Annotated in this window: 18 protein-coding genes; 6 read left to right on the top strand and 12 right to left on the bottom strand. The window is 61.7% G+C overall.

The window, feature by feature from the left end; genetic code table 11:
* Nucleotides 1-15: 15 nt before the first annotated feature.
* A complete protein-coding gene (locus KUL25_RS15085; protein WP_257893683.1) occupies nucleotides 16-591 on the top strand; it encodes a flagellar basal body-associated FliL family protein in 576 nt (191 codons plus the stop codon).
* 13 nt (nucleotides 592-604) lie between these two features.
* On the opposite strand, the gene KUL25_RS15080 is transcribed toward KUL25_RS15085, so the two are convergent.
* The 9 genes from KUL25_RS15080 to KUL25_RS15040 all read right to left on the bottom strand — a co-directional run bounded on the left by KUL25_RS15080 (nucleotide 605) and on the right by KUL25_RS15040 (nucleotide 9,779).
* A complete protein-coding gene (locus KUL25_RS15080) occupies nucleotides 605-985 on the bottom strand; it encodes a hypothetical protein (protein ID WP_257893682.1) in 381 nt (126 codons plus the stop codon).
* Nucleotides 982-2,070: a flagellar type III secretion system protein FlhB gene (gene flhB / locus KUL25_RS15075; protein ID WP_257893681.1), complete on the bottom strand. Its 1,089-nt coding sequence runs from the start codon at nucleotides 2,068-2,070 to the stop codon at nucleotides 982-984. The genes KUL25_RS15080 and flhB overlap by 4 nt, the downstream gene beginning before the upstream one ends.
* Entirely contained in the window at nucleotides 2,070-2,840 is a 771-nt protein-coding gene (locus KUL25_RS15070) for a flagellar biosynthetic protein FliR (RefSeq protein WP_257893680.1), read from the bottom strand. Before KUL25_RS15070 ends, flhB begins: the two co-directional genes overlap by 1 nt.
* Nucleotides 2,837-4,918 (bottom strand): flagellar biosynthesis protein FlhA, encoded by a 2,082-nt coding sequence (gene flhA / locus KUL25_RS15065; RefSeq protein WP_257893679.1) that lies wholly within the window; start codon nucleotides 4,916-4,918, stop codon nucleotides 2,837-2,839. The genes KUL25_RS15070 and flhA overlap by 4 nt, the downstream gene beginning before the upstream one ends.
* A 149-nt stretch (nucleotides 4,919-5,067) precedes the next feature.
* Nucleotides 5,068-7,179 carry a hypothetical protein gene (locus tag KUL25_RS15060; RefSeq protein ID WP_257893678.1) on the bottom strand — a complete coding sequence of 704 codons (2,112 nt, stop codon included), beginning with the start codon at nucleotides 7,177-7,179 and terminating at the stop codon, nucleotides 5,068-5,070.
* A 47-nt stretch (nucleotides 7,180-7,226) separates the two neighbouring features.
* On the bottom strand, nucleotides 7,227-8,093 hold the full coding sequence (gene motA / locus KUL25_RS15055) for a flagellar motor stator protein MotA (RefSeq protein ID WP_068364515.1): 867 nt from the start codon (nucleotides 8,091-8,093) through the stop codon (nucleotides 7,227-7,229).
* A gap of 42 nt (nucleotides 8,094-8,135) precedes the next feature.
* On the bottom strand, nucleotides 8,136-8,699 hold the full coding sequence (locus KUL25_RS15050) for a MotE family protein (RefSeq protein ID WP_257893677.1): 564 nt from the start codon (nucleotides 8,697-8,699) through the stop codon (nucleotides 8,136-8,138).
* Between the two features lie 57 nt (nucleotides 8,700-8,756).
* The gene (locus KUL25_RS15045) at nucleotides 8,757-9,260 is read right to left on the bottom strand and encodes a DUF6468 domain-containing protein (protein WP_257893676.1); all 504 of its coding nucleotides are present in this window, start codon (nucleotides 9,258-9,260) and stop codon (nucleotides 8,757-8,759) included.
* A complete protein-coding gene (locus KUL25_RS15040; protein ID WP_257893675.1) occupies nucleotides 9,261-9,779 on the bottom strand; it encodes a flagellar basal body-associated FliL family protein in 519 nt (172 codons plus the stop codon).
* A 75-nt stretch (nucleotides 9,780-9,854) separates the two neighbouring features.
* On the opposite strand from KUL25_RS15040, the gene fliF reads away from it, so the two are divergent.
* The 5 genes from fliF to KUL25_RS15015 all read left to right on the top strand — a co-directional run bounded on the left by fliF (nucleotide 9,855) and on the right by KUL25_RS15015 (nucleotide 13,754).
* Nucleotides 9,855-11,606, top strand: a complete 1,752-nt coding sequence (gene fliF, locus KUL25_RS15035; protein ID WP_257893674.1) for a flagellar basal-body MS-ring/collar protein FliF — start codon at nucleotides 9,855-9,857, stop codon at nucleotides 11,604-11,606.
* Entirely contained in the window at nucleotides 11,603-12,238 is a 636-nt protein-coding gene (locus KUL25_RS15030) for a hypothetical protein (protein WP_257893673.1), read from the top strand. The genes fliF and KUL25_RS15030 overlap by 4 nt, the downstream gene beginning before the upstream one ends.
* The gene (locus KUL25_RS15025; protein ID WP_068364495.1) at nucleotides 12,238-12,522 is read left to right on the top strand and encodes a FliM/FliN family flagellar motor switch protein; all 285 of its coding nucleotides are present in this window, start codon (nucleotides 12,238-12,240) and stop codon (nucleotides 12,520-12,522) included. The genes KUL25_RS15030 and KUL25_RS15025 overlap by 1 nt, the downstream gene beginning before the upstream one ends.
* Nucleotides 12,509-13,237, top strand: coding sequence for a flagellar type III secretion system pore protein FliP (gene fliP, locus KUL25_RS15020; RefSeq protein ID WP_257894873.1), 729 nt, complete (start codon nucleotides 12,509-12,511; stop codon nucleotides 13,235-13,237). Before KUL25_RS15025 ends, fliP begins: the two co-directional genes overlap by 14 nt.
* Nucleotides 13,238-13,298: 61 nt before the next feature.
* The gene (locus KUL25_RS15015; RefSeq protein WP_257893672.1) at nucleotides 13,299-13,754 is read left to right on the top strand and encodes a hypothetical protein; all 456 of its coding nucleotides are present in this window, start codon (nucleotides 13,299-13,301) and stop codon (nucleotides 13,752-13,754) included.
* A gap of 84 nt (nucleotides 13,755-13,838) precedes the next feature.
* Here KUL25_RS15015 and KUL25_RS15010 read toward each other — a convergent pair whose 3' ends face one another.
* From KUL25_RS15010 to flgK, 3 genes are read right to left on the bottom strand one after another with little or no spacing between them, the layout of a single operon-like run.
* Nucleotides 13,839-14,942 (bottom strand): flagellar basal body P-ring protein FlgI, encoded by a 1,104-nt coding sequence (locus tag KUL25_RS15010; RefSeq protein ID WP_257893671.1) that lies wholly within the window; start codon nucleotides 14,940-14,942, stop codon nucleotides 13,839-13,841.
* Nucleotides 14,939-15,949: a flagellin gene (locus KUL25_RS15005; protein WP_257893670.1), complete on the bottom strand. Its 1,011-nt coding sequence runs from the start codon at nucleotides 15,947-15,949 to the stop codon at nucleotides 14,939-14,941. The genes KUL25_RS15010 and KUL25_RS15005 overlap by 4 nt, the downstream gene beginning before the upstream one ends.
* On the bottom strand, nucleotides 15,946-17,409 hold the full coding sequence (flgK, locus tag KUL25_RS15000) for a flagellar hook-associated protein FlgK (RefSeq protein ID WP_257893669.1): 1,464 nt from the start codon (nucleotides 17,407-17,409) through the stop codon (nucleotides 15,946-15,948). Before flgK ends, KUL25_RS15005 begins: the two co-directional genes overlap by 4 nt.
* Between the last annotated feature and the right edge of the window lie 9 nt (nucleotides 17,410-17,418).

Genomic DNA, 17,418 nt, shown 5'->3' with positions numbered 1-17,418 from the left:
TGAAGGACTTCCAACATGAAACGATTGCTTTTGCCGATCATCTTGCTGTTCGTCGGCGTTGGCGGCGGCGTTGGTGCCGGGTTGATGCTCGGCGGCGACGACGCCCCGGCGTCTGAGGCGGACGATGCCCAAGGGGCGGAAGATGAGCATGCTGAAGAGGATGACGGCCATGGAGAAGATGACGCCGATGATCACGCGGGCGATGATGGCCACGGGGAAGATGAGGATCACGGTGAGCCGGCGCGTGTAGAACCGGCCGGCGAAGGGACGGAGTACGTTCGCATCAACAATCAGTTCGTCGTGCCCATCGTGCGCAACGGGGCTGTACGGTCTCTTGTCGTCCTGTCGCTGTCCCTAGAGGTCGACACGGGCGGCAGCAGCGCGGTTTTCAACTATGAGCCACGATTGAGAGACAGCTTTCTCAGGGTCATGTTCGCCCATGCCAACGCTGGCGGCTTTGACGGACGCTTCACCGAGGCAGAAGCCCTGGCCCCGCTCAGATCGGCACTGCGTGAAGCGGCGCAAAGCGTGCTTGGGCGCGGCTCGACCTACGATGTCTTGATTACGGACATTACGCGGCAGGACGCCTGATCCAGGAATCAGGCTATCGCAACAACCGGCGGCGCGCCTCTAGTTTGGCGGCCGCTTTTCGCTTTTCTACCATCTCGCCAAGGGCTTGATCCCGGCCAACCGCCTTGGCCGCCGCCCGACGCGCCTTTTCCAAAGCGACACGGGCGGCGGCAAGTTCGGTCATGGCGGCCGCCTGTTTCACCCGCAACCGCTCTGCCTGGCCAAGCATCGTCCCTGCGATCGAAGGATCGCCAGTGCTGGCCGTCAACTGGGCGCGATGGTGCGCGATCTCGGCAATTCGGTCTTCAATGCGCTGGACTGCTGCCGATGCCGCCACGACGGGTTGCAATGCCCGGTCCGCCAAGGCCCCCGCGATGTCTTGAAGGCGTGCCAGCTGTTTGTCAGAGCCGCTCATGGGCGTGCCTTCGCTTTCGACCGCATGAGATCAGCAAAGCGGATGGCGGCGGCGACGGCGCGGTATTGGTCGGGTTCAATGGGGGCACCGATATCGATGCTGGCGTGCAAGGCGCGTGCTGTTGGCGGATCCGAGAAGATCGGAACGGCAGCCTCGGACGCGGCCTCGCGGATGCGCCGCGCCACCTCATCGACGCCCTTGGCGACGCACACCGGCACGCCGCCCCCAGTGCGATCCCATTTCAGGGCGACGGCGTAATGGGTCGGGTTCACGACAACAACATCAGCGCCAGCCACGTCGCCGATCATCTGGTTCATGGCGATTTCCTGCCCCCGCATCCGGCGCTGCTGTTTCATGTGGGGGTCGCCCTCGGCGCTTTTTGATTCGTCCATCAGTTCCTGCCGGGTCATGCGATTGCGCAGCTGCAATTGGCTCCATTCCCAGAACCAGTCGACGACGCCGATAACGGCCGTCATTCCCGCCACGGCCATCAGGAAATCAAGCGAGAGGCGGCCCAATTGTTCAAGAAGCTGACCGGCCGTCCCATAGAGCGCGGCCAGAATAGTCTCTGCGCGCGCCCATAGGAAGAGCGCCAGAAACAGCGACACGAGCGCCAGTTTCGCCGCCGATTTGGCGAACTGGAACAGACCTTGGGGACCGTATTTCTGCTTGGCATTTCCGAGGGGAGACAGTCGGTTGAGCTTCGGGGCCAGCTTGGAGGGTGTAAACAACAAGGCCCGTTGCGCAAGCAAGGCCACCAGCAGAAGTCCGGCCGGAATCATGACGATTGCGCCGGTGGCCAGAAGGCTACTCGACAGCAGCCCAACAGCGGGCCCGTCGCCGCCGGGGCCAAGCATCAGGGGGGCGATGACCTCGGCCTGGCCCAAGGTCGTTTGAACCAATTGCCCCAGGTTCTGGACCAGCCACGGGGCAAGGATAGAGCCGGACAACAGGAAACCGCCGTAGATCACGGCGGTGTTCAGGTCTTGCGAGCGAACGATCTCACCCTTGTTGCGGGCATCCTCCAGCTTTTTCGGGGAGGCATCATATGGCTTGTCGCTTGGACTGGTGTCGTCGTCGCTCATCACCGCCCCCCGAGGGGAGAGGCCAGCGCCCCTTCGAAGGCGTGCAGCCACACAGGGAGGATGAAGGGCGTTGTCACCAACAGCAGAACCAAGCCGCCCCATGTGATCGCCGGGGCGCCCACGAAGGCGACCATCAACTGCGGCATGGCCTTGTTGATCACGCCAAGCGCCACGTTGTAGATGAGCGACGCGATCAGGAAGGGGGCGGCGAGGGAAACGGCGAGCGAAAAGCTGGCGCTGACCTCTCTTACACCCCAACCGGCCAAATCTCGCGGACCGGGGAGATCGCCGAAAGGCAGCACATTGTAGGACCGCAGGAAGGTTTCCACCAAGTGGACGTGCAGGCCCGACAAGACCGCAAGGGTCAGGCCGCCCAGCATGAGGATCGCACCCATGGCGGGCAAGGGATCCGGCGTGGCACCGCCCATGATCTGGCTGAGGGACGTCGATTGCGCAGCGATTGTGCCCGCGATCTGAAGCGCATGGACCAGAAACCGCAGCGCCATGCCGATGATCAAGCCGGCCATTATCTCGGAGAAGAAGGCCGTGACCGGGGGAAGGACTTGACCAGTTGCAAGGTCCGGCAGCAGGGCAGGCGTGAGAAAAACGGTAAACGCAAGCGCTGCGCCTAGGCGCACTCTGACGGGGATCATCTGATCCCCCAGCCCAGGCAGCACCAGAAAACAAGCGCCGACCCGAAGAAAGACGGCGACGGCTGTGGCAAGCCAGAGTTGCGACAATTCAAGAGCCTGGGCCAGCAGATCGATCATGGCGCGGCCAACCCCACAAGCGCTGGTTTCGCTTCCAACCCGATTTCCTCGAACGAAAAAACGGGGTTGGTGATGCCGCGAGCCGACAATACGGTGCGCAGGAAGCGGCGGCGCATGGAAGAGGTCACAACAGCCGGAAATGTGCCCTTCTCGCTGGCGGTTGCGACTTTCTCGGCCACAGATTTCGCCAAGGCGTTGAATTCATCGGGCGGCAGCGCGATCTCAGGCAGGCCGCCATCACCACCGATCTGGAAGCGCATGAAGATATCTTCCCAATCGCTCGACAGTTGAATCAGGGGCAAGGTGCCATCACTGCGCTTCATTTCGGCGATCAACTGGAAGCCGAGGCGTTGGCGAACGTGCTCGCAGATCATCTCGGGCTGGGTCGTGGTCCCTCGGGATTCGGCAATCGCTTCCAGTATCAGGGGCAGGTTGCGGATCGAGACCTGTTCGGACAGCAACAGGCGCAGGATCGAATGTAGGAGGTCGAGAGGCACCTTGTCGGGCACCAATTCATTGAGAAGGCGGCGGTTTTCCTCGGACCGCGTGCCGTCGCTCAGCGTGATGAACGCATCGAGTTGCCGCTGCAGTGTCTTGAACGTCATCAACCGCGAGAGATTGCGTTTCAAAACTTCTAGAAGATGCGTTGCCAGAACCTCGGATGGGGTGACGACGGTCATCCCGGCAAGGCCCGCGCGTTCGCGATCACGCGGATCAATCCAGCGTGCGGGCGCGCCGTAGACGGGCTCGGACGTTTCTTCGCCATCGGGCAGATCGACGGTGCCGTCCTGGGTCAACATCAAGACGCGCGCCGGATTTAGATGGGCTGTCGCATGTTCGACCCCGAGGAGTTTGATCGAATAAGTTCCGGGAGGCAGATCGCCCCGGTCGGTCAGCCGCATCTCCGGGAGCAGGACGCCGAACGAGCGCGCCACATGTTCGCGCATGTTCTTGATGCGCGCATCAAGACCGGTGGCCGGGTCCAGGGCAAGGCTGACCAGATCGGGCGAAAACTCGACATGTATGTCATCAACGTCCAACAAATCACCGCTGGTTTCCTTGGGGGCCTCTAGGGCTTCCGGGCTGGGGGCGGCATCCGATGCGGCCTCTGCCTCCAAGGATTGCGTACGTCGCCAAGCGGCATAGCCAAGTGCTGCGGAGCCCAGAAGAAAAGGCGCCATGGGGAGGCCGGGCACCAACCCGAATATCGCCATCAAAACAGCGACAGCGACGAGGGCGGACGGGTGGCGGCCAAGTTGAGCAAAAAGCGCGATGTCCGTCGCCCCGCTAGCGCCGCCGCGTGCCAACAGAAGGGCCGATGCAATGGCGATGATGACCGATGGAATTTGGCTGACCAACCCGTCGCCCACGGTCAAAATGGTATAAGTTTCGAAGGCTTGGCCGATTGGCATGCCATGAATGGTCGTGCCGATGATAAGGCCGACGACAAGGTTCAACATCGTGATCAGAAGGCCTGCAATCGCATCCCCCTTCACAAATTTCGACGCCCCGTCGAGGGAGCCGAAGAAGGTCGTCTCCGCCTGCTCCCTCTCACGCCGGGCCTTGGCTTCATTGTGATCGATGGCGCCCGCGGCCATATCGCTGTCGATGGCAAGCTGTTTGCCGGGCATCCCGTCGAGCGCAAAGCGCGCACCGACCTCGGCCATACGTGCGGCGCCTTTGTTGATCACGATGAAATTCACGATCAGCAGCACGCAGAAAATGACAAGGCCCATGACGACCGAGCCGTCGATCACGAACATCGCGAACCCTTCGATCACGCTTCCCGCCGCGTCGGTGCCGGTGTGTCCCTGGCCGATGATCAGTTTCGTCGAGGACACGTTGAGCGAGAGTCTGAGCATCAAGGATGCCAGCAGGACCGTTGGAAACGCCGAAAAATCAAGAGGGCGTTCGATGAACAGGGTCACCGTGAAGATGAGGATCGCGAGCCCGAACGAAGTGGCCAGTCCGATGTCGAGAATGAACGAAGGCACAGGCAGGATCATCATGATGATCACAGCCATGAGCGCGAGGGCGAACAGTATCGTTGGTTGAAAAAGCGCTTTCGCCGCGATCATGATGGCACCGCTTGGGGGCGATTTCGGCGTGTCTTAGCCGGAAAAAGACCTTCCGACCGGGTGGATGTGGAACCAAGCCTGCTGGCGATGGGTCCTTGGGAATTATCTCGGCGTCGCATTCTGCAGAGTCCGATCATTGGATGGGGTTGTTATGGAAGAGAGGGTTGGGCCAAAAGCTCTGCGATCTCTGATCGCATCGCGCGGCTGTCTTCGAGAGTTGTGCTTAGAGATTGCAAGTCGGGGGCCCCGTCAGGGGTTGGCGCGACGGGATCGTCGGTGTTCAGCTGCGTGAGCCGCGCGGCGATCGTGGCATGGGCACCGGCATCCGTTTCGGCCAGCCGCGCCCAGTCGCTTTCTTGCCAGGCAAGGGTGGCGTCATCCGTGACCTCCTCCACGGGGATGTCGGAGGCTGGCAAGATAAGGGCGCGACGCACGTCGCGCAGGATCTGGGCGGCTTCGAAAAGCCCCTCTTCGCGCAATGCTGCAATCGCGCTGACCTGGATCCGCCCGGCGGCCGATCCTTCAGGCCGCCAATCGCGACCATAGGTATGGGCAAGGACGACCAAGGCAGCCGTGTCGCCGACGCCAACGCGTTCGGCGATCAGGTCGGTCAAAGCCTCGGCGCGGGCGTCCGCACTGCGCGAAGTATCGCCCAAGCGGCTGATCGCTTCGTCGATTTGACCCAGCGCCGCGTGTCCAAGCAGGGCTTCACGCCATAAATCGTCCGTTTCCTGGCCCCCGCCACTCTCGCGGATCAGGGCGTCAGCGGTTGTCAGACGAGCGGGCGTGGGCAAAGTCCCGACACTGCGGTCAAAGGCCAGCGCATGGGTCAGGACCGAGATCGGATCGCCGCCGTCATCGCGCAAGGCCTCTGCCAATTCCTGCTGTATTTCGGCAGGTGCGGTATCGAGCGAAATGCCCATATCCAGATCCAACATGCGCAGGGCCACCGCATCGATGCGGCCGCCCCGGTGGAGTATGTCGCGGATGTTGCGTGCGGTACCGGCATATCCATCTTCGACCAGGCGCATGGCAAGGCGCGGACCCATGTGATCGCGCAGACCCGGAGGCAGATTGCTAAACGCCCGCTGAATGGCGGAGGTGTCATCGGTGGTGAGCGGAACCGTTACGGCGCCGGCCATGTAACGCCAGAGAAGCTCTCCCTGGGTGCAATCATCGGTGGATTCTACTGGAATGAACGGTGCGGTTTCGGCCCCATCCAACAGAGCTGCGACATGCAGCAACGCGACCGGCGGATCCTCCAATTGATCCAACCAGAAAAGGGCCTCCGCGCCGAACCCGTAGTAAAGATAATGCTGAGCGAGTTCGATTGCGCCATCAGTCGTGAGGACATCACGCTCATCATAGAGGTCGCGCCGAAGCGCTCCGAGATTCTGGTGGAGGCTGTTGCCGTCAGACCAATCCGCAACGACAAACGGCACATTGGCGCAAGAGACCTCGGCGCTTGGCGGGGCGAGTGGTAGTTCCAATGGCAGGACCGTATCAAAGGCTGTTTCAGCGCGGATCGGAAGGGGCCCGTTAGGCGGTTCGACAAGAGCGGCATGAGGATCCGGCGTTGGCGCGACGTGCGTTTCAGCGGCCTCGGCATGTTCGAGAACGGCTGGAGGCGCGGGGATGTCGCGCCGATCATCGCTGGGATCGCCGATGTTCATTGCCTCGTTCGGAGCGATGTCCAAAAGTCCGGATGCGGCTGCCCGGGCCAACTGCTCTGCCATGATCTGGGCGGCCTCGGCCAACCTTGGATTGGCGGCGGCGGGTTCGGTGGCTTCAACCGGGTCCGGGGGGCCGTCGTTGCCACGCGGCGGGGCCACGTTCGGCAAGCCTTCGGGTGATCCCAGAAGAGTCGCAAGGTTCGGCAGAGCCTCGGCGGCGGCGGCCCGTTCGGTCGCGGCGGGGTCAATGACCTCCGGGGCGGGCGCGTTTGGGTCTGGGTCCGTGATGTCGATGACCAAAAAACGGGTGTCATACCGGAACGTCCTCACGTCACAGGCACAGGCCAGTTGCAGCGACAAAAGCTGAGTGGCGCTCAAATCGGACAAGCGGGTGCGTTGGATCAGGTTGAAAGCCGTAGAGGTGTCGAAGCCATCGACGGCGGGGGTCAGCGTCAGGTCCCACTGATCGTCCAATGTCTGTTCAAGGTCCCACTCCCGATCAGGCCCGATGGCCAGGACAAGACGCGTGAAACCCGGATGATCGCCCGATTGAACGCGGATTGTTTGGGCTTGGGCTGGGCTCGACAAAACGATCGTTGCGCCCGCGAGTAAGAAAAGGAGTCGCAAGAGAGCACTCATGCGGCTTGCTTCAGGCCGCGCAATGCCTCTTCCAGTTCATTGAAATCCGGACGCATGTGGTGCGGCGCGTTTTGGCGACCGACCTCGATACAGATGTTGGTTGCGTGACTGTGGAGGTTTGCAATCAGCACTTCCCGGATCATTAAATAGAACTGATGGTCCTCTTCGATCATGGTCTTCATTTTTGCCGCAAATGGACCCACGAAGCCGTATGCCAGAAACACGCCGAGGAAGGTGCCGACAAGTGCGCCGCCGATCAGTCCGCCCAGAACTTCTGGCGGTTGGTCGATGGAGGCCATCGTCTTGATAACTCCCAGAACAGCCGCAACGATCCCAAGGGCGGGCAAACCATCGGCGACCGTTTGCATCGCGTGACTGCCGTGCATCTGATGATGGACATTCTGGTCCAGACGTTTGTCCAAAACCTCTTCCACCTGGTGGGGATCGTTGTAGTTCATCGCCGCGGACCGCATCGTGTCGCAGATCAGCTCTATCGCTTCATGATCTTTCAGGATCTTTGGGTATCTCCCGAAAATCTCGGAGCCTTCCGGGTTTTCGATGTGCTCTTCGACCGCGACGGCGTTCTGGCGCTGCAATCGGATCAGTTCGAACAGCAAACAAAGCAAGTCCTGGTAGTCCGAATTTTTCCATGTCGGGCCTTTGAACACTTTCACAAGGGCGCTGAGCGTCGCCTTGATGGCCCCTTTGTCGTTAGAAATCAGGAAGGCGCCCACGGCAGCGCCAATGATCATCATCGACTCGAACGGGAGTGACTTCAGGATGATCCCGAACTTGCCTCCGGCCAGTTTATAGCCGCCAAAGACCATGACGAAGACGACGACGATTCCAACAATTCCAAGCATGGCGGGTTCTCCTGCGCTGTGTTGAGGCTTGGCAGCAAAGATTTAAGATTCGGTGTCTGGATCGGGTGCCGCATCAGGTTCGTGCAGCGTCGGCGCCCCGGCGTTGCGGGTCGCGATCACGACCGAGATTGCGTAGGCGATCGCCGGGTCCAGTTCTGCCATGATCGCACCACTTGCGGCGGGGGTCATGCGGGTCAGGAAACCGGCGGCGAAATTGGGATCCATCTGCGCGAACAGGGCGGCGGTTTGGTCCGCTTCCATGGTTTGGTACACTTCCGTCAACCGCGCGAGGTCGGCTTCGGCGGCGGAATCTGACGTCTGAATGAGCGCCTGCAGGCGCAATTCCGCAGCCTCCAAGACGGCCAAACGCTCTTCAATCAACAGTTGCGCTGCTTCAATGGCACGCTCCCGGTCTTCAACGGCGGCTTCACGCTCAGCCAAACGGTCCCGCAAGGCGGTCACTTCGTCCAAGGCGGCGCGGATCGGGGCTGTTGGGCCTACGGCCGATGCGTGCGGCTCTGGATCTGACGCCTCTGCGGTCGACACAAGGCTGAGATCCAGTGTTCCAAGGCGCAAGACGATGGAAGCGGCGAAAAGAAGCCCCAAGGAAACAAGCAGTCCGCTACGCTTGAGCCGACGTATTTTTCGGGCTTTTGACATGGCTCAGCCCAGCGCCGATTTGCGACGCCCAAACAGCGGCTCTGGTGCCGGGGCTGTACCCTGGTCCTTTTCGGCGGCGGCGCGACGAGATCCGAATATCGGTGTGACGCTGTCGTCCTGCGAATCTTCCGGTTTGATTTCCAGCTCGGTCGTCTCTGCGGGTGGGTCCTCGGGGGTTACTGTGACGGGCGCCTGAACCGAGATCGCCTCTTCTGCGAAGTCGTGGCAGGCTGCGATCATCATCTCCAGTTCGGACGAAATCTCTCGGGCTTGATGAACCAGATCATTAAGCTGGTTGCCCGCGCCATCGGATCCCGACTTGGCTTCTTTCAGGGCCGCTTTCATCTCATCGACCTGGCTGGACATCACCGCGATCGCGCCACCAAGGCCCTTGTCGAAACTGGTCAGCCGTGACAGGCGGCGCGAGAGAACCATGCAATAGGCCATCGCGCCAAGGCTTGCGAGGATGACGAGGATATCGGCGCCGAAACTCATTAGAATAGTCATTCAGTTCACCAGAAATTGTGTGACGAGAAGGTCGCGAACACGGCCGGTACCGGTCACCACCTGGATGCGGCGCAACATTTGCGATCGCAAACGCGCGAGGCTCGTGGGCTCGCTCAATTCCGAAATCGCGATCACGCGCAGGTAAGAGTTCAAGACGTCCAGGACCCGAGGGATCAGTTCGGTCACTTCTTCCAAATGCTCGGGCCGGACTTCGAGGGCCGCAGAAAAGATCAGGTTCCTGTTTGACTCTTCCGCGCCAAGCGAAATCACCATCGTTTCCAGTTCAAGGAATGCGACATCCGTCGGACCCAGATCGGGTCCATGATCTTCGTCTTCCCCATGGCTTCCCTCATCGTCTCCAGCGTGTTCATCACCGCCCGTCGCCGATGCCAAAGGCCCCTGTGTGACGGCCCAAAAGCCGCCCCCACCGCCCGCTGCAGCCAGAATCACCCCCAGCAAGAGCGGTACAAGTAAGCCCTTCTTCGTCTTGAGCTCTTCTATTTCTTCGTCTTCTGCCATGGGACACACGATCTTGTTTCGTTCTCATTCGTTTTAACCCCAATGCACTAACCGATTGTTAATCGTGTGGCGGCTATGTCTGAGGGCAACGGGCCAGAACGGCTCGGCGTGAAAGGGAACGTGTTGAACGCGCTGCTGGAAATGTGGAACGGATTGGATGGGCGCCGTCGGGGGCTGTTGATTGGTGGTATCGCCGCGCTTGCCGTCGTGCTGGTTATTCTGACGCGGATTGCGTCTCAGCCTTCTTACCAGATTCTGTACAGTGGTCTGGATCCCGCCGCTGCCGGTGAAGTCTTGGATGCCTTGGCCGCACGGGGCGTTGCCCATAGAATTGACGGCGATCAGATCTTTGTTGACGCGACACAGCGCGATGAACTTCGGATGGCGTTGGCGGGCGAAGGTCTGCCCGCAAACGGACCCCAAGGCTATGAGTTGCTTGATTCGCTGTCGGGCTTCGGGACGACATCGCAAATGTTTGACGCGGCCTACTGGCGCGCCAAGGAAGGGGAGCTGTCTCGGACAATTCTTGCCTCTCCGGCGATCAGGGCCGCGCGGGTCCATATCGCCAACCCCTCGTCCGACCCATTCCAGCCGACCAATGAGGTAACCGCTTCGGTCGCGATTCGCCCCTCATCCGGCGGGCTCGCGCCGGGTCATGCCCAGGCGCTTCGGTATCTGGTTGCTTCGTCAGTCCCCGGTCTGCGGCCGGAGAACGTCACGGTGATCGATGCCGATTCGGGACAGGTCCTCGGCGGACAGGGGCAGATGACCCCGGCCGCCGATGCGGCAGGCCGTGCCGTGCAATTGCAGCAGAATATCGAGCGGTTGCTGGCGGCCCGTGTGGGGCCAGGTAACGCTGTCGTCCAGGTCTCGGTTGAATTGGAAACGGCCCGTGAGACGATTCTGGAGCGTGTGATCGATCCGGAAAGCCGGGTGATCATCGCCACCGACACGGAGGAATTGGACAACGCGACGACGGACGGCGCCGCTGCCGGTGTCACGGTGGCGTCGAACCTGCCGGACGGGGATGGGGCCGCTGGTGAAGGTTCGTCCGCGCAAACGACCGAATCGCGCGAGCGGGTCACCTTCGACATGTCCGAATTGCAGCGAGAGATCGAGCGGGAGCCGGGCGACATTCGCCGCATCACCGTCGCGGTCCTGCTCAACGGGGTCGAAGAGGTCAACAACAACGGAACCGTGGAAACGATACCGCGCCCCGCCGCCGAAGTGGAGGCGCTGACAGAGCTTGTCCGTTCTGCCATGGGCTACGACGAAGCGCGGGGTGATTTGGTCACGATTCAATCGATGGCCTTCGACGCGGCGGCCATCACGGATCTGACCGAGGCGAGTTTCGCCGATCGCCTGAACCTCGATCTCGGTCAGATTATTCAAACCTTGGTGCTTGCTCTCGTGGCGCTGGCAATCGCGTTCGGCTTGCTCCGCCCGCTGATCTCGCGGGCCACGCCCAATGGCTTGAACACGCTGCCCCCGCTCGATCCGGCCGGCAGCCTCCCGGCGCCCCAAGTGGAGGCGGCGTTCGATCCGGCGGCCTTGCCCATGGCCACTGCCACAGATCTGCCGGAACTGCCCGGCGCCGCGTCGTCGGCCGAGCCACTGCCACCGCTATCGCAATTGTCGCAGATGGGCGTCGCCTTTGACGATGCACTGCCGATGATGATGTCAGGCGCCCTGACCGAAGAGGTTGAACAGAACCTAGAGGACATGGATCCCGTGGATCGCCTTCGCCTGTTGATTCAGGAACGTGAGGAAGAAACCGTTCAGATCTTGCGCAGTTGGATGAACGAAGATGAGGAGACCGCAGGATGACCCGAAGCCTTATCCTGAAAGACTTCGCATCGGGACAACCAGATCCAAACGTGGGTTCCATGGCGGCAGAGCCATTGTCAACGCCCCAACCCGCCGATGAGGTAGACGCATTGGAATCCTATGATGCCGGTTACAAGTGCGGATGGGCCGATTGCGCCGCCGCCGAAGCTGATGAACGAACCACCATTGGGGCCGATCTGGCGAAGAACCTTTCGGAAGCGACGCTGACGTACGAGACTGCGCGTCGCGATGTTATCGCGGCCCTCGGCCCGTTTTTTACCGATGTCGCGGCGACTCTCTTGCCGGAAATGGCCGCAGCGGCGCTGGCCCCAACAGTCTTGGCCGAACTTGGCGCGTTGGCGGAGGGGCAGACCGAGCCTCGGATCGAGATTCGGGCCGCGCCGACGGCATGCGCCTCGTTGGAGCGGCTGGCAGAAGACAAAAATCTTTCGGATCTCACAGTAAGACCCGAGCCCGCCTTCGCGGAGGGGCAGGTCTCCATCCGCGTCGGCACAGAGCAACGGGATCTCGACATGGCAGGCGCCGCGACCCGGATCGCGGAGGCGATCGCCGCCTTCAGTGCCCATCCACCCCACGCCGATGCCCAAGTCACCTCTCAAGGAGCCGCCTGATGTCAGAGCCCAAATCACCTAATGCCCGCGCCGCAGCCCTGCATTCCGTCCCGATCGAAATCAGGGTCTGCGTGGGGAAAGCGCGCCCTCGCCTATCCGACATGCTGTCGATGGATCCGGAAACCATTCTACCCCTCGACAGCCGCATCGACGACAAGGTGAGCCTCTGGGTCGGCGACAAGATGATCGCCGAAGGTGAATTGGTGGAACTCGATGGCGACCGCGCGGGGCAATTGGCTGTGCGCATCGTCGACCTTGTGGATCACGGCGATGCTGCGGCTTGAGCCAGTCCTTTTCCTGGCGTTGGTCGCCCTCGGAATCGTGCTGCCAGGGGTGGCATCGGCGCAAGAGATCACACTCGATCTGGGCGACAGCAGCAGCCTGACGGCACGGTCGTTCCAGTTGATTGCCCTCATCACGGTGTTGAGCCTGGCCCCCGGTCTTGCCGTCATGGTCACCTGTTTTCCCTTCGTGGTGACAGTCTTGTCGATCTTGCGGCAGGCGATTGGCCTTCAGCAGTCCCCCCCAAATATGCTGATCGTCAGCCTCGCACTATTCCTGACCTATTTCGTCATGGCCCCGGTGTTTGAACAAGCCTACGCCGCCGGCATCGCGCCGCTGATCGCGGGCGATTTGACGCCCGAGACAGCAATGCCCCTGATCTACGAACCCTTCCGCGCCTTCATGCTCAATCGCGTCGACATGTCGACGTTGGCCAGCCTGGCCGAGCTCCGCCCCGGTGCAGACGCCGTTAACCCCGAAGCCTCCGTCCTGATTCCTTCGTTCATGTTGAGTGAGGTCGAACGGGCCTTCCAAATCGGTTTTCTGGTCTTTCTCCCATTCCTCGTCATTGACCTGGTCGTTGCGGCAATTCTCATGTCGATGGGCATGATGATGGTGCCGCCCGCAATTGTATCGCTCCCCTTCAAGTTGGCATTCTTCGTGGTTGCCGATGGGTGGGCGCTCATCACCGGGGCATTGGTCCGAAGCTACTTCTGACCTCCCCAACCCGAAGGAGAGATCCATGCCAACGCCATCCAAAACGGCCGCTCAAGGTCCAATGTCGCGTGCCGAGAAGCTGAGCATCCTGTCCGCCATGCTGGGCCCTGACGCCATAGCCCGCCTGCGCGATGGACAGAATGAAGCGCCTGCAGAGTTCAGCAACGCCCCGGTCGAGGTCGACGCAGAGCGCGCCGCCTGGCAGCGCAACAGGTTGTTGGAACGCTTGCGCCAACAGGGCAGAGCAACGCCCCCGAAACCGGCGCAAGCAGCTTCAGCGCCCGAAAAAGAGGGTGTGCCTCCCCGTGAAGGCGCACGGGGTCAGCGGCAATGGGGGCCGGAAAATGCGCACCTCGACGCGCGATTGGCAAGCATTTCCGACTTTTCGACGTTGGGCCAGGAACACCCGGCGATCATCGCCCGCCTTGTGAAAGCGCTGCCCCGGGAAGAACGGGTCGAAGCCTTGAAATCGCTTCCGGGCCCGATGGCCCGCTCGATCGTGAGGCGCCTTCGCTAGCGCCACGCTGTCCAATAGTTGCCGCATGAAAAAGCCCCGGCCGAAAGGTCGGGGTTTCATTCTTTCAGGTTGGCTGACCGCGATCTACCGCACGATGAACTCTGCGTGGAGGGCACCCGCAGCCTCGATGCTGGACAGGATATCGATCATGTCCCGCGGCGAGACGCCCAAGGCATTCAAGGCGCCGACAACTTCGGACAGTGATGTGCCGCCCGGGATCTCGGCCAAACCGGTGCCGGCTTCTTCGATAAGTTCGGCATCCGTGCGGGGGAGAACTACGGTCTCCCCTTCGGCAAAAGGATTGGGTTGAACAACGATCGGTTCTTCCTGAATCCTCAGGGTCAGGTTCCCTTGTGCCACGGCCACACGACTGATCCGTACGTCCTCTCCCATGACAATCGTTCCCGAGCGTTGATCCACGACGACCCTGGCGCGCGCCTCGGGCTCGACCCGGATGTTCTCGACCCGCGTGATGGCATGGGCTGGCGAGGGCGCGCGGGTGGCGTTGATGTCCAGCAGGACAGTGCCGGCATCCAGCATCGCGGCCACTCCTCGTCCAAATTCGGTATTGATCGCTACTTCGATCCTCGCGGCAGTTGTGAAGTCGGGGGACCGCAGGGCGAGCCTGATCTGGGACATGCCAGTAAAGTCGAAATCGACCTCTCGCTCTACCCGCGCACCCGCCGGAATGACCCCTGCCGTTGGAACGCCTTGGACGACCTCGGCCCCGTCGCCGCCTGCAGAGGCGCCGCCCGCGATGACCGCGCCTTGGGCAACGGCGTAGATCTCGCCATCTGCGGCGGTCAGCGGTGTCATCACAAGCGTGCCGCCAAGCAGGCTATCCGCGTCGCCAATGGCCGAGACGGTAATGTCGATCTGGCCACCTTGCCGCGAGAACGGCGGCAAGGTGGCCGTGACGATCACTGCCGCGACATTCTGGGGGCGAAACTGCTCGCCAGTGACGTTGACACCCAAACGCTCCAGCACGTTTACCATAATTTCTTCTGTAAAAGGCGCATTTCGCAGCCCGTCGCCAGTTCCGTTCAGACCGACAATCAAGCCGTAGCCGACAAGATCGTTGCCACGGACACCGTCGAATTCCACAAGATCCTTAATCCGGATCGGCGTCGCAAACGCGCTGGTTGCAAGCGTTGCGACCAGCAGGAAGAGAGTAATAAATCGGGTCACCTCAGGTACTCCGTAAGGCTCAGGCGCGACATGCGCGCGGTCAGGATGTAGAGACTCTCAAGTTGAAGTGAGACGGCCTCCAATTCGGTTGCCGTGTCATAGGGGTCCGCTTCGACCAGCCGCCCATATTCGATTTGCAGACTGCTGCGCGTGGATTCGGCGGTCACCTTTGCCTCTTCGATGCGCGCTTCTTCCGTCCCCAGACGCGCGCGCAGTCCGATCAAACCATCCTCGGCGTTCAACATCTGGTGCGCAGCGGCGGTGATGAACGCGCGTTGTTCATCTTCGGAGAAGGCCGGGGTCTGTTCTGACGCAAGCGCTGCCAACGCAAGCCCGGCAAGCGTTTCTCGAATGGCCGGGTCCAGCGCCGTCACGCCGGTTTCCGCCGTTTGCCCCTCGCCGATAAGGACCGAGGGCGCATCGCCCGCCCCTCCTTGCCAGGCCAGCGTTTCATACCCGCCGCCGGTGTCCATGAACCAGGCGGTGACATCGGCCGCTGCTGTTGTGGCATCCACAGCACCGCTGACCAGCGCCCTCAACTCGACCATCATATCTTCGGCGGCGATCAAGGGTGTCGCATCAGGGGCGTCGGCGGAAAACAGGCTGCGCCCGGCGAACCGTGTGTTCAGGACGTCAACCGCCTGATCAAACCTGTCGGTGCCGTCGGCCAGCTTCAATTGGAGGTCCGACAGGCTGCCACTCCCCGTGACCGCCAACAGAGATGGCGCGAAACCATCAAGTTCGGCAGACATGCGTCCAAGGGCATTTTGGCGACCTTCCGCGGCGATCGCGGCCTCCGTCACAGACGTGGCGAAGGTGGTGTTCAACCGCATACCGCGTGTGATGTCGGCCAGCGCCGAGTAGTCCCCCCCCAATGCCTTTCCAAGATCTGCGACCCGGCCTGTCGAAAGCTCGGACGTAAGCCGCGTGAGATCTGCTTTTTGTTGTGCCGAAGCGCGGCGGAGGAGCGAGAATTGGGCAGCGTCACCGTAGGTCGTAATGCTCATCCCGCGATCCTCATCAATTCATCCATCAATTGTTCTGCCACACTGACCACGCGGGCATTCGCGGCATACATCTGTTCAATCCGCAGGAGCTGCTGCAATTCCGCGTCGGAATCGACACCCCCCGCAAGTTCTGCTGCCTCCAGCGCGGCATGCTGAGCGGAGGATCGACCAAGAGACATGTCAGCCGTCGAGCGCGCCAAACCCGCAATCGACAGGTTTTCAGAGATCAACCCGGCCATGGTGCGCTGCGTGCTGGAGAACGCGGCAGAGCCCGTGATGCGCGACGTCGCCAAGGCATCGATCTGCGCGGTCAGGAACGTGGCGTTTCCCGTTGGACCTTCAGAGGTCGCCCCCATGCCGTCCCGCAGGCGCCAGACGGCACCGCCTTCGTCCGGGACCACGGCGGCATTGACGCGCAACCGTGATGCGAGGCCAAGCTCGTTCATGGTGTCGGCAAGATTGCCGGCATCGGTGAAAAGACCCGGCGCACCGGCGGTCAGGGTCGCATCCAGACCGGAAGTGTCAAAGCGTTCCGCAAGGTCCATCGCGATGCCGTCAAGACGGGCTTGGGCTTCGGGCGCCAACGTGTCGCGGACGTCGAAAAGGGCCCGCAACTGGCCGCCGTCAAAGGCCGGGTCGGGCCCATCCATGCGCATGTCTCTGCCGTTTATCGTCAGCCCGGACAGGGTGGCATTGTCGAGGGACAGGTAGGGATCCATGCCCGGCGCTTTATCGAACCCGAGGGTGGCCGCGCGATGGCTGAGCAGCACATGCCCGTCGTCGCTGTAGATGTTGAGTTTGCCGTTGTTGTCCCGGCGCGTTTGCAAGGGGATCAGCGGAGAAATCTGGTCTACCAACTGGCTTTGTGCGTCCATCAAGGACGCGACTTCGCCGCCGCTGGCGCTTACCGAGAGGATGCGTGAATTCAGCTCTTCCAGGCCCTGGAGTGAAGCGTTGATCTGATCCACCGCGAGCCCGATGTTCGTGTCCGCACGGCCACGCTCGGCCTGAACGTCATCGCTGAGCGAATTGAGCGCCTCGGCAAAAGCCTGTGCGCCTTGAACAGCGCCACTGAGGTGGGTCGCATTCCACGGCGCGTTTGCGGCCGAGATGAGTTTGCCTTCGAAGTCTGCCAGTCGCGCCGACAGGCTGCCGGGGTCGTCCGGCGCGCCGATCAGTGATTCAAGACGTGCCATGAAATCGGCGGCGGTCTGGCTTGCGCCGAGGTCGGCGCCCGCCGAGCGGCGCTGCCCGATCAGGACCGTATCTTCCTGCCGGGTAATCCCGACGATGCGCACGCCGGAGCCGTCGTTGCCGATCTGCCGGGAGGCTAGATCGAGGCGGCGTACGCCGTAGCCGTCTGTCATCGCATTTGCGATGTTGGACGAGACAACGTCCGCCGCCCGCGACGAGGCGGTCAGGCCGCTTAGCGCGCTGGAGAGTGTTGAAGAAATGCTCATGGGAATTCA

It is taken from the genome of Gymnodinialimonas phycosphaerae, from assembly GCF_019195455.1.
Lineage (GTDB): Bacteria > Pseudomonadota > Alphaproteobacteria > Rhodobacterales > Rhodobacteraceae > Gymnodinialimonas > Gymnodinialimonas phycosphaerae.
Note: the sequence above shows the minus strand (reverse complement) of the source record. Positions and strands in the feature narration are given on the sequence as shown.

Bases quoted from the DNA above. Each gene is read 5' to 3' on its own strand.
- KUL25_RS15085 (WP_257893683.1), top strand. From the start codon at position 16: ATGAAACGATTGCTTTTGCCGATCATCTTGCTGTTCGTCGGCGTTGGC.
- flgK (WP_257893669.1), bottom strand. From the start codon at position 17,409: ATGAGCATTTCTTCAACACTCTCCAGCGCGCTAAGCGGCCTGACCGCC.
- motA (WP_068364515.1), bottom strand. From the start codon at position 8,093: ATGCTTGGAATTGTTGGAATCGTCGTCGTCTTCGTCATGGTCTTTGGC.
- fliF (WP_257893674.1), top strand. From the start codon at position 9,855: ATGTCTGAGGGCAACGGGCCAGAACGGCTCGGCGTGAAAGGGAACGTG.
- KUL25_RS15070 (WP_257893680.1), bottom strand. From the start codon at position 2,840: ATGATCGATCTGCTGGCCCAGGCTCTTGAATTGTCGCAACTCTGGCTT.
- KUL25_RS15015 (WP_257893672.1), top strand. From the start codon at position 13,299: ATGTCGCGTGCCGAGAAGCTGAGCATCCTGTCCGCCATGCTGGGCCCT.
- KUL25_RS15025 (WP_068364495.1), top strand. From the start codon at position 12,238: ATGTCAGAGCCCAAATCACCTAATGCCCGCGCCGCAGCCCTGCATTCC.
- flhB (WP_257893681.1), bottom strand. From the start codon at position 2,070: ATGAGCGACGACGACACCAGTCCAAGCGACAAGCCATATGATGCCTCC.
- KUL25_RS15005 (WP_257893670.1), bottom strand. From the start codon at position 15,949: ATGAGCATTACGACCTACGGTGACGCTGCCCAATTCTCGCTCCTCCGC.
- KUL25_RS15040 (WP_257893675.1), bottom strand. From the start codon at position 9,779: ATGGCAGAAGACGAAGAAATAGAAGAGCTCAAGACGAAGAAGGGCTTA.
- KUL25_RS15030 (WP_257893673.1), top strand. From the start codon at position 11,603: ATGACCCGAAGCCTTATCCTGAAAGACTTCGCATCGGGACAACCAGAT.
- KUL25_RS15080 (WP_257893682.1), bottom strand. From the start codon at position 985: ATGAGCGGCTCTGACAAACAGCTGGCACGCCTTCAAGACATCGCGGGG.
- fliP (WP_257894873.1), top strand. From the start codon at position 12,509: ATGCTGCGGCTTGAGCCAGTCCTTTTCCTGGCGTTGGTCGCCCTCGGA.
- flhA (WP_257893679.1), bottom strand. From the start codon at position 4,918: ATGATCGCGGCGAAAGCGCTTTTTCAACCAACGATACTGTTCGCCCTC.
- KUL25_RS15045 (WP_257893676.1), bottom strand. From the start codon at position 9,260: ATGACTATTCTAATGAGTTTCGGCGCCGATATCCTCGTCATCCTCGCA.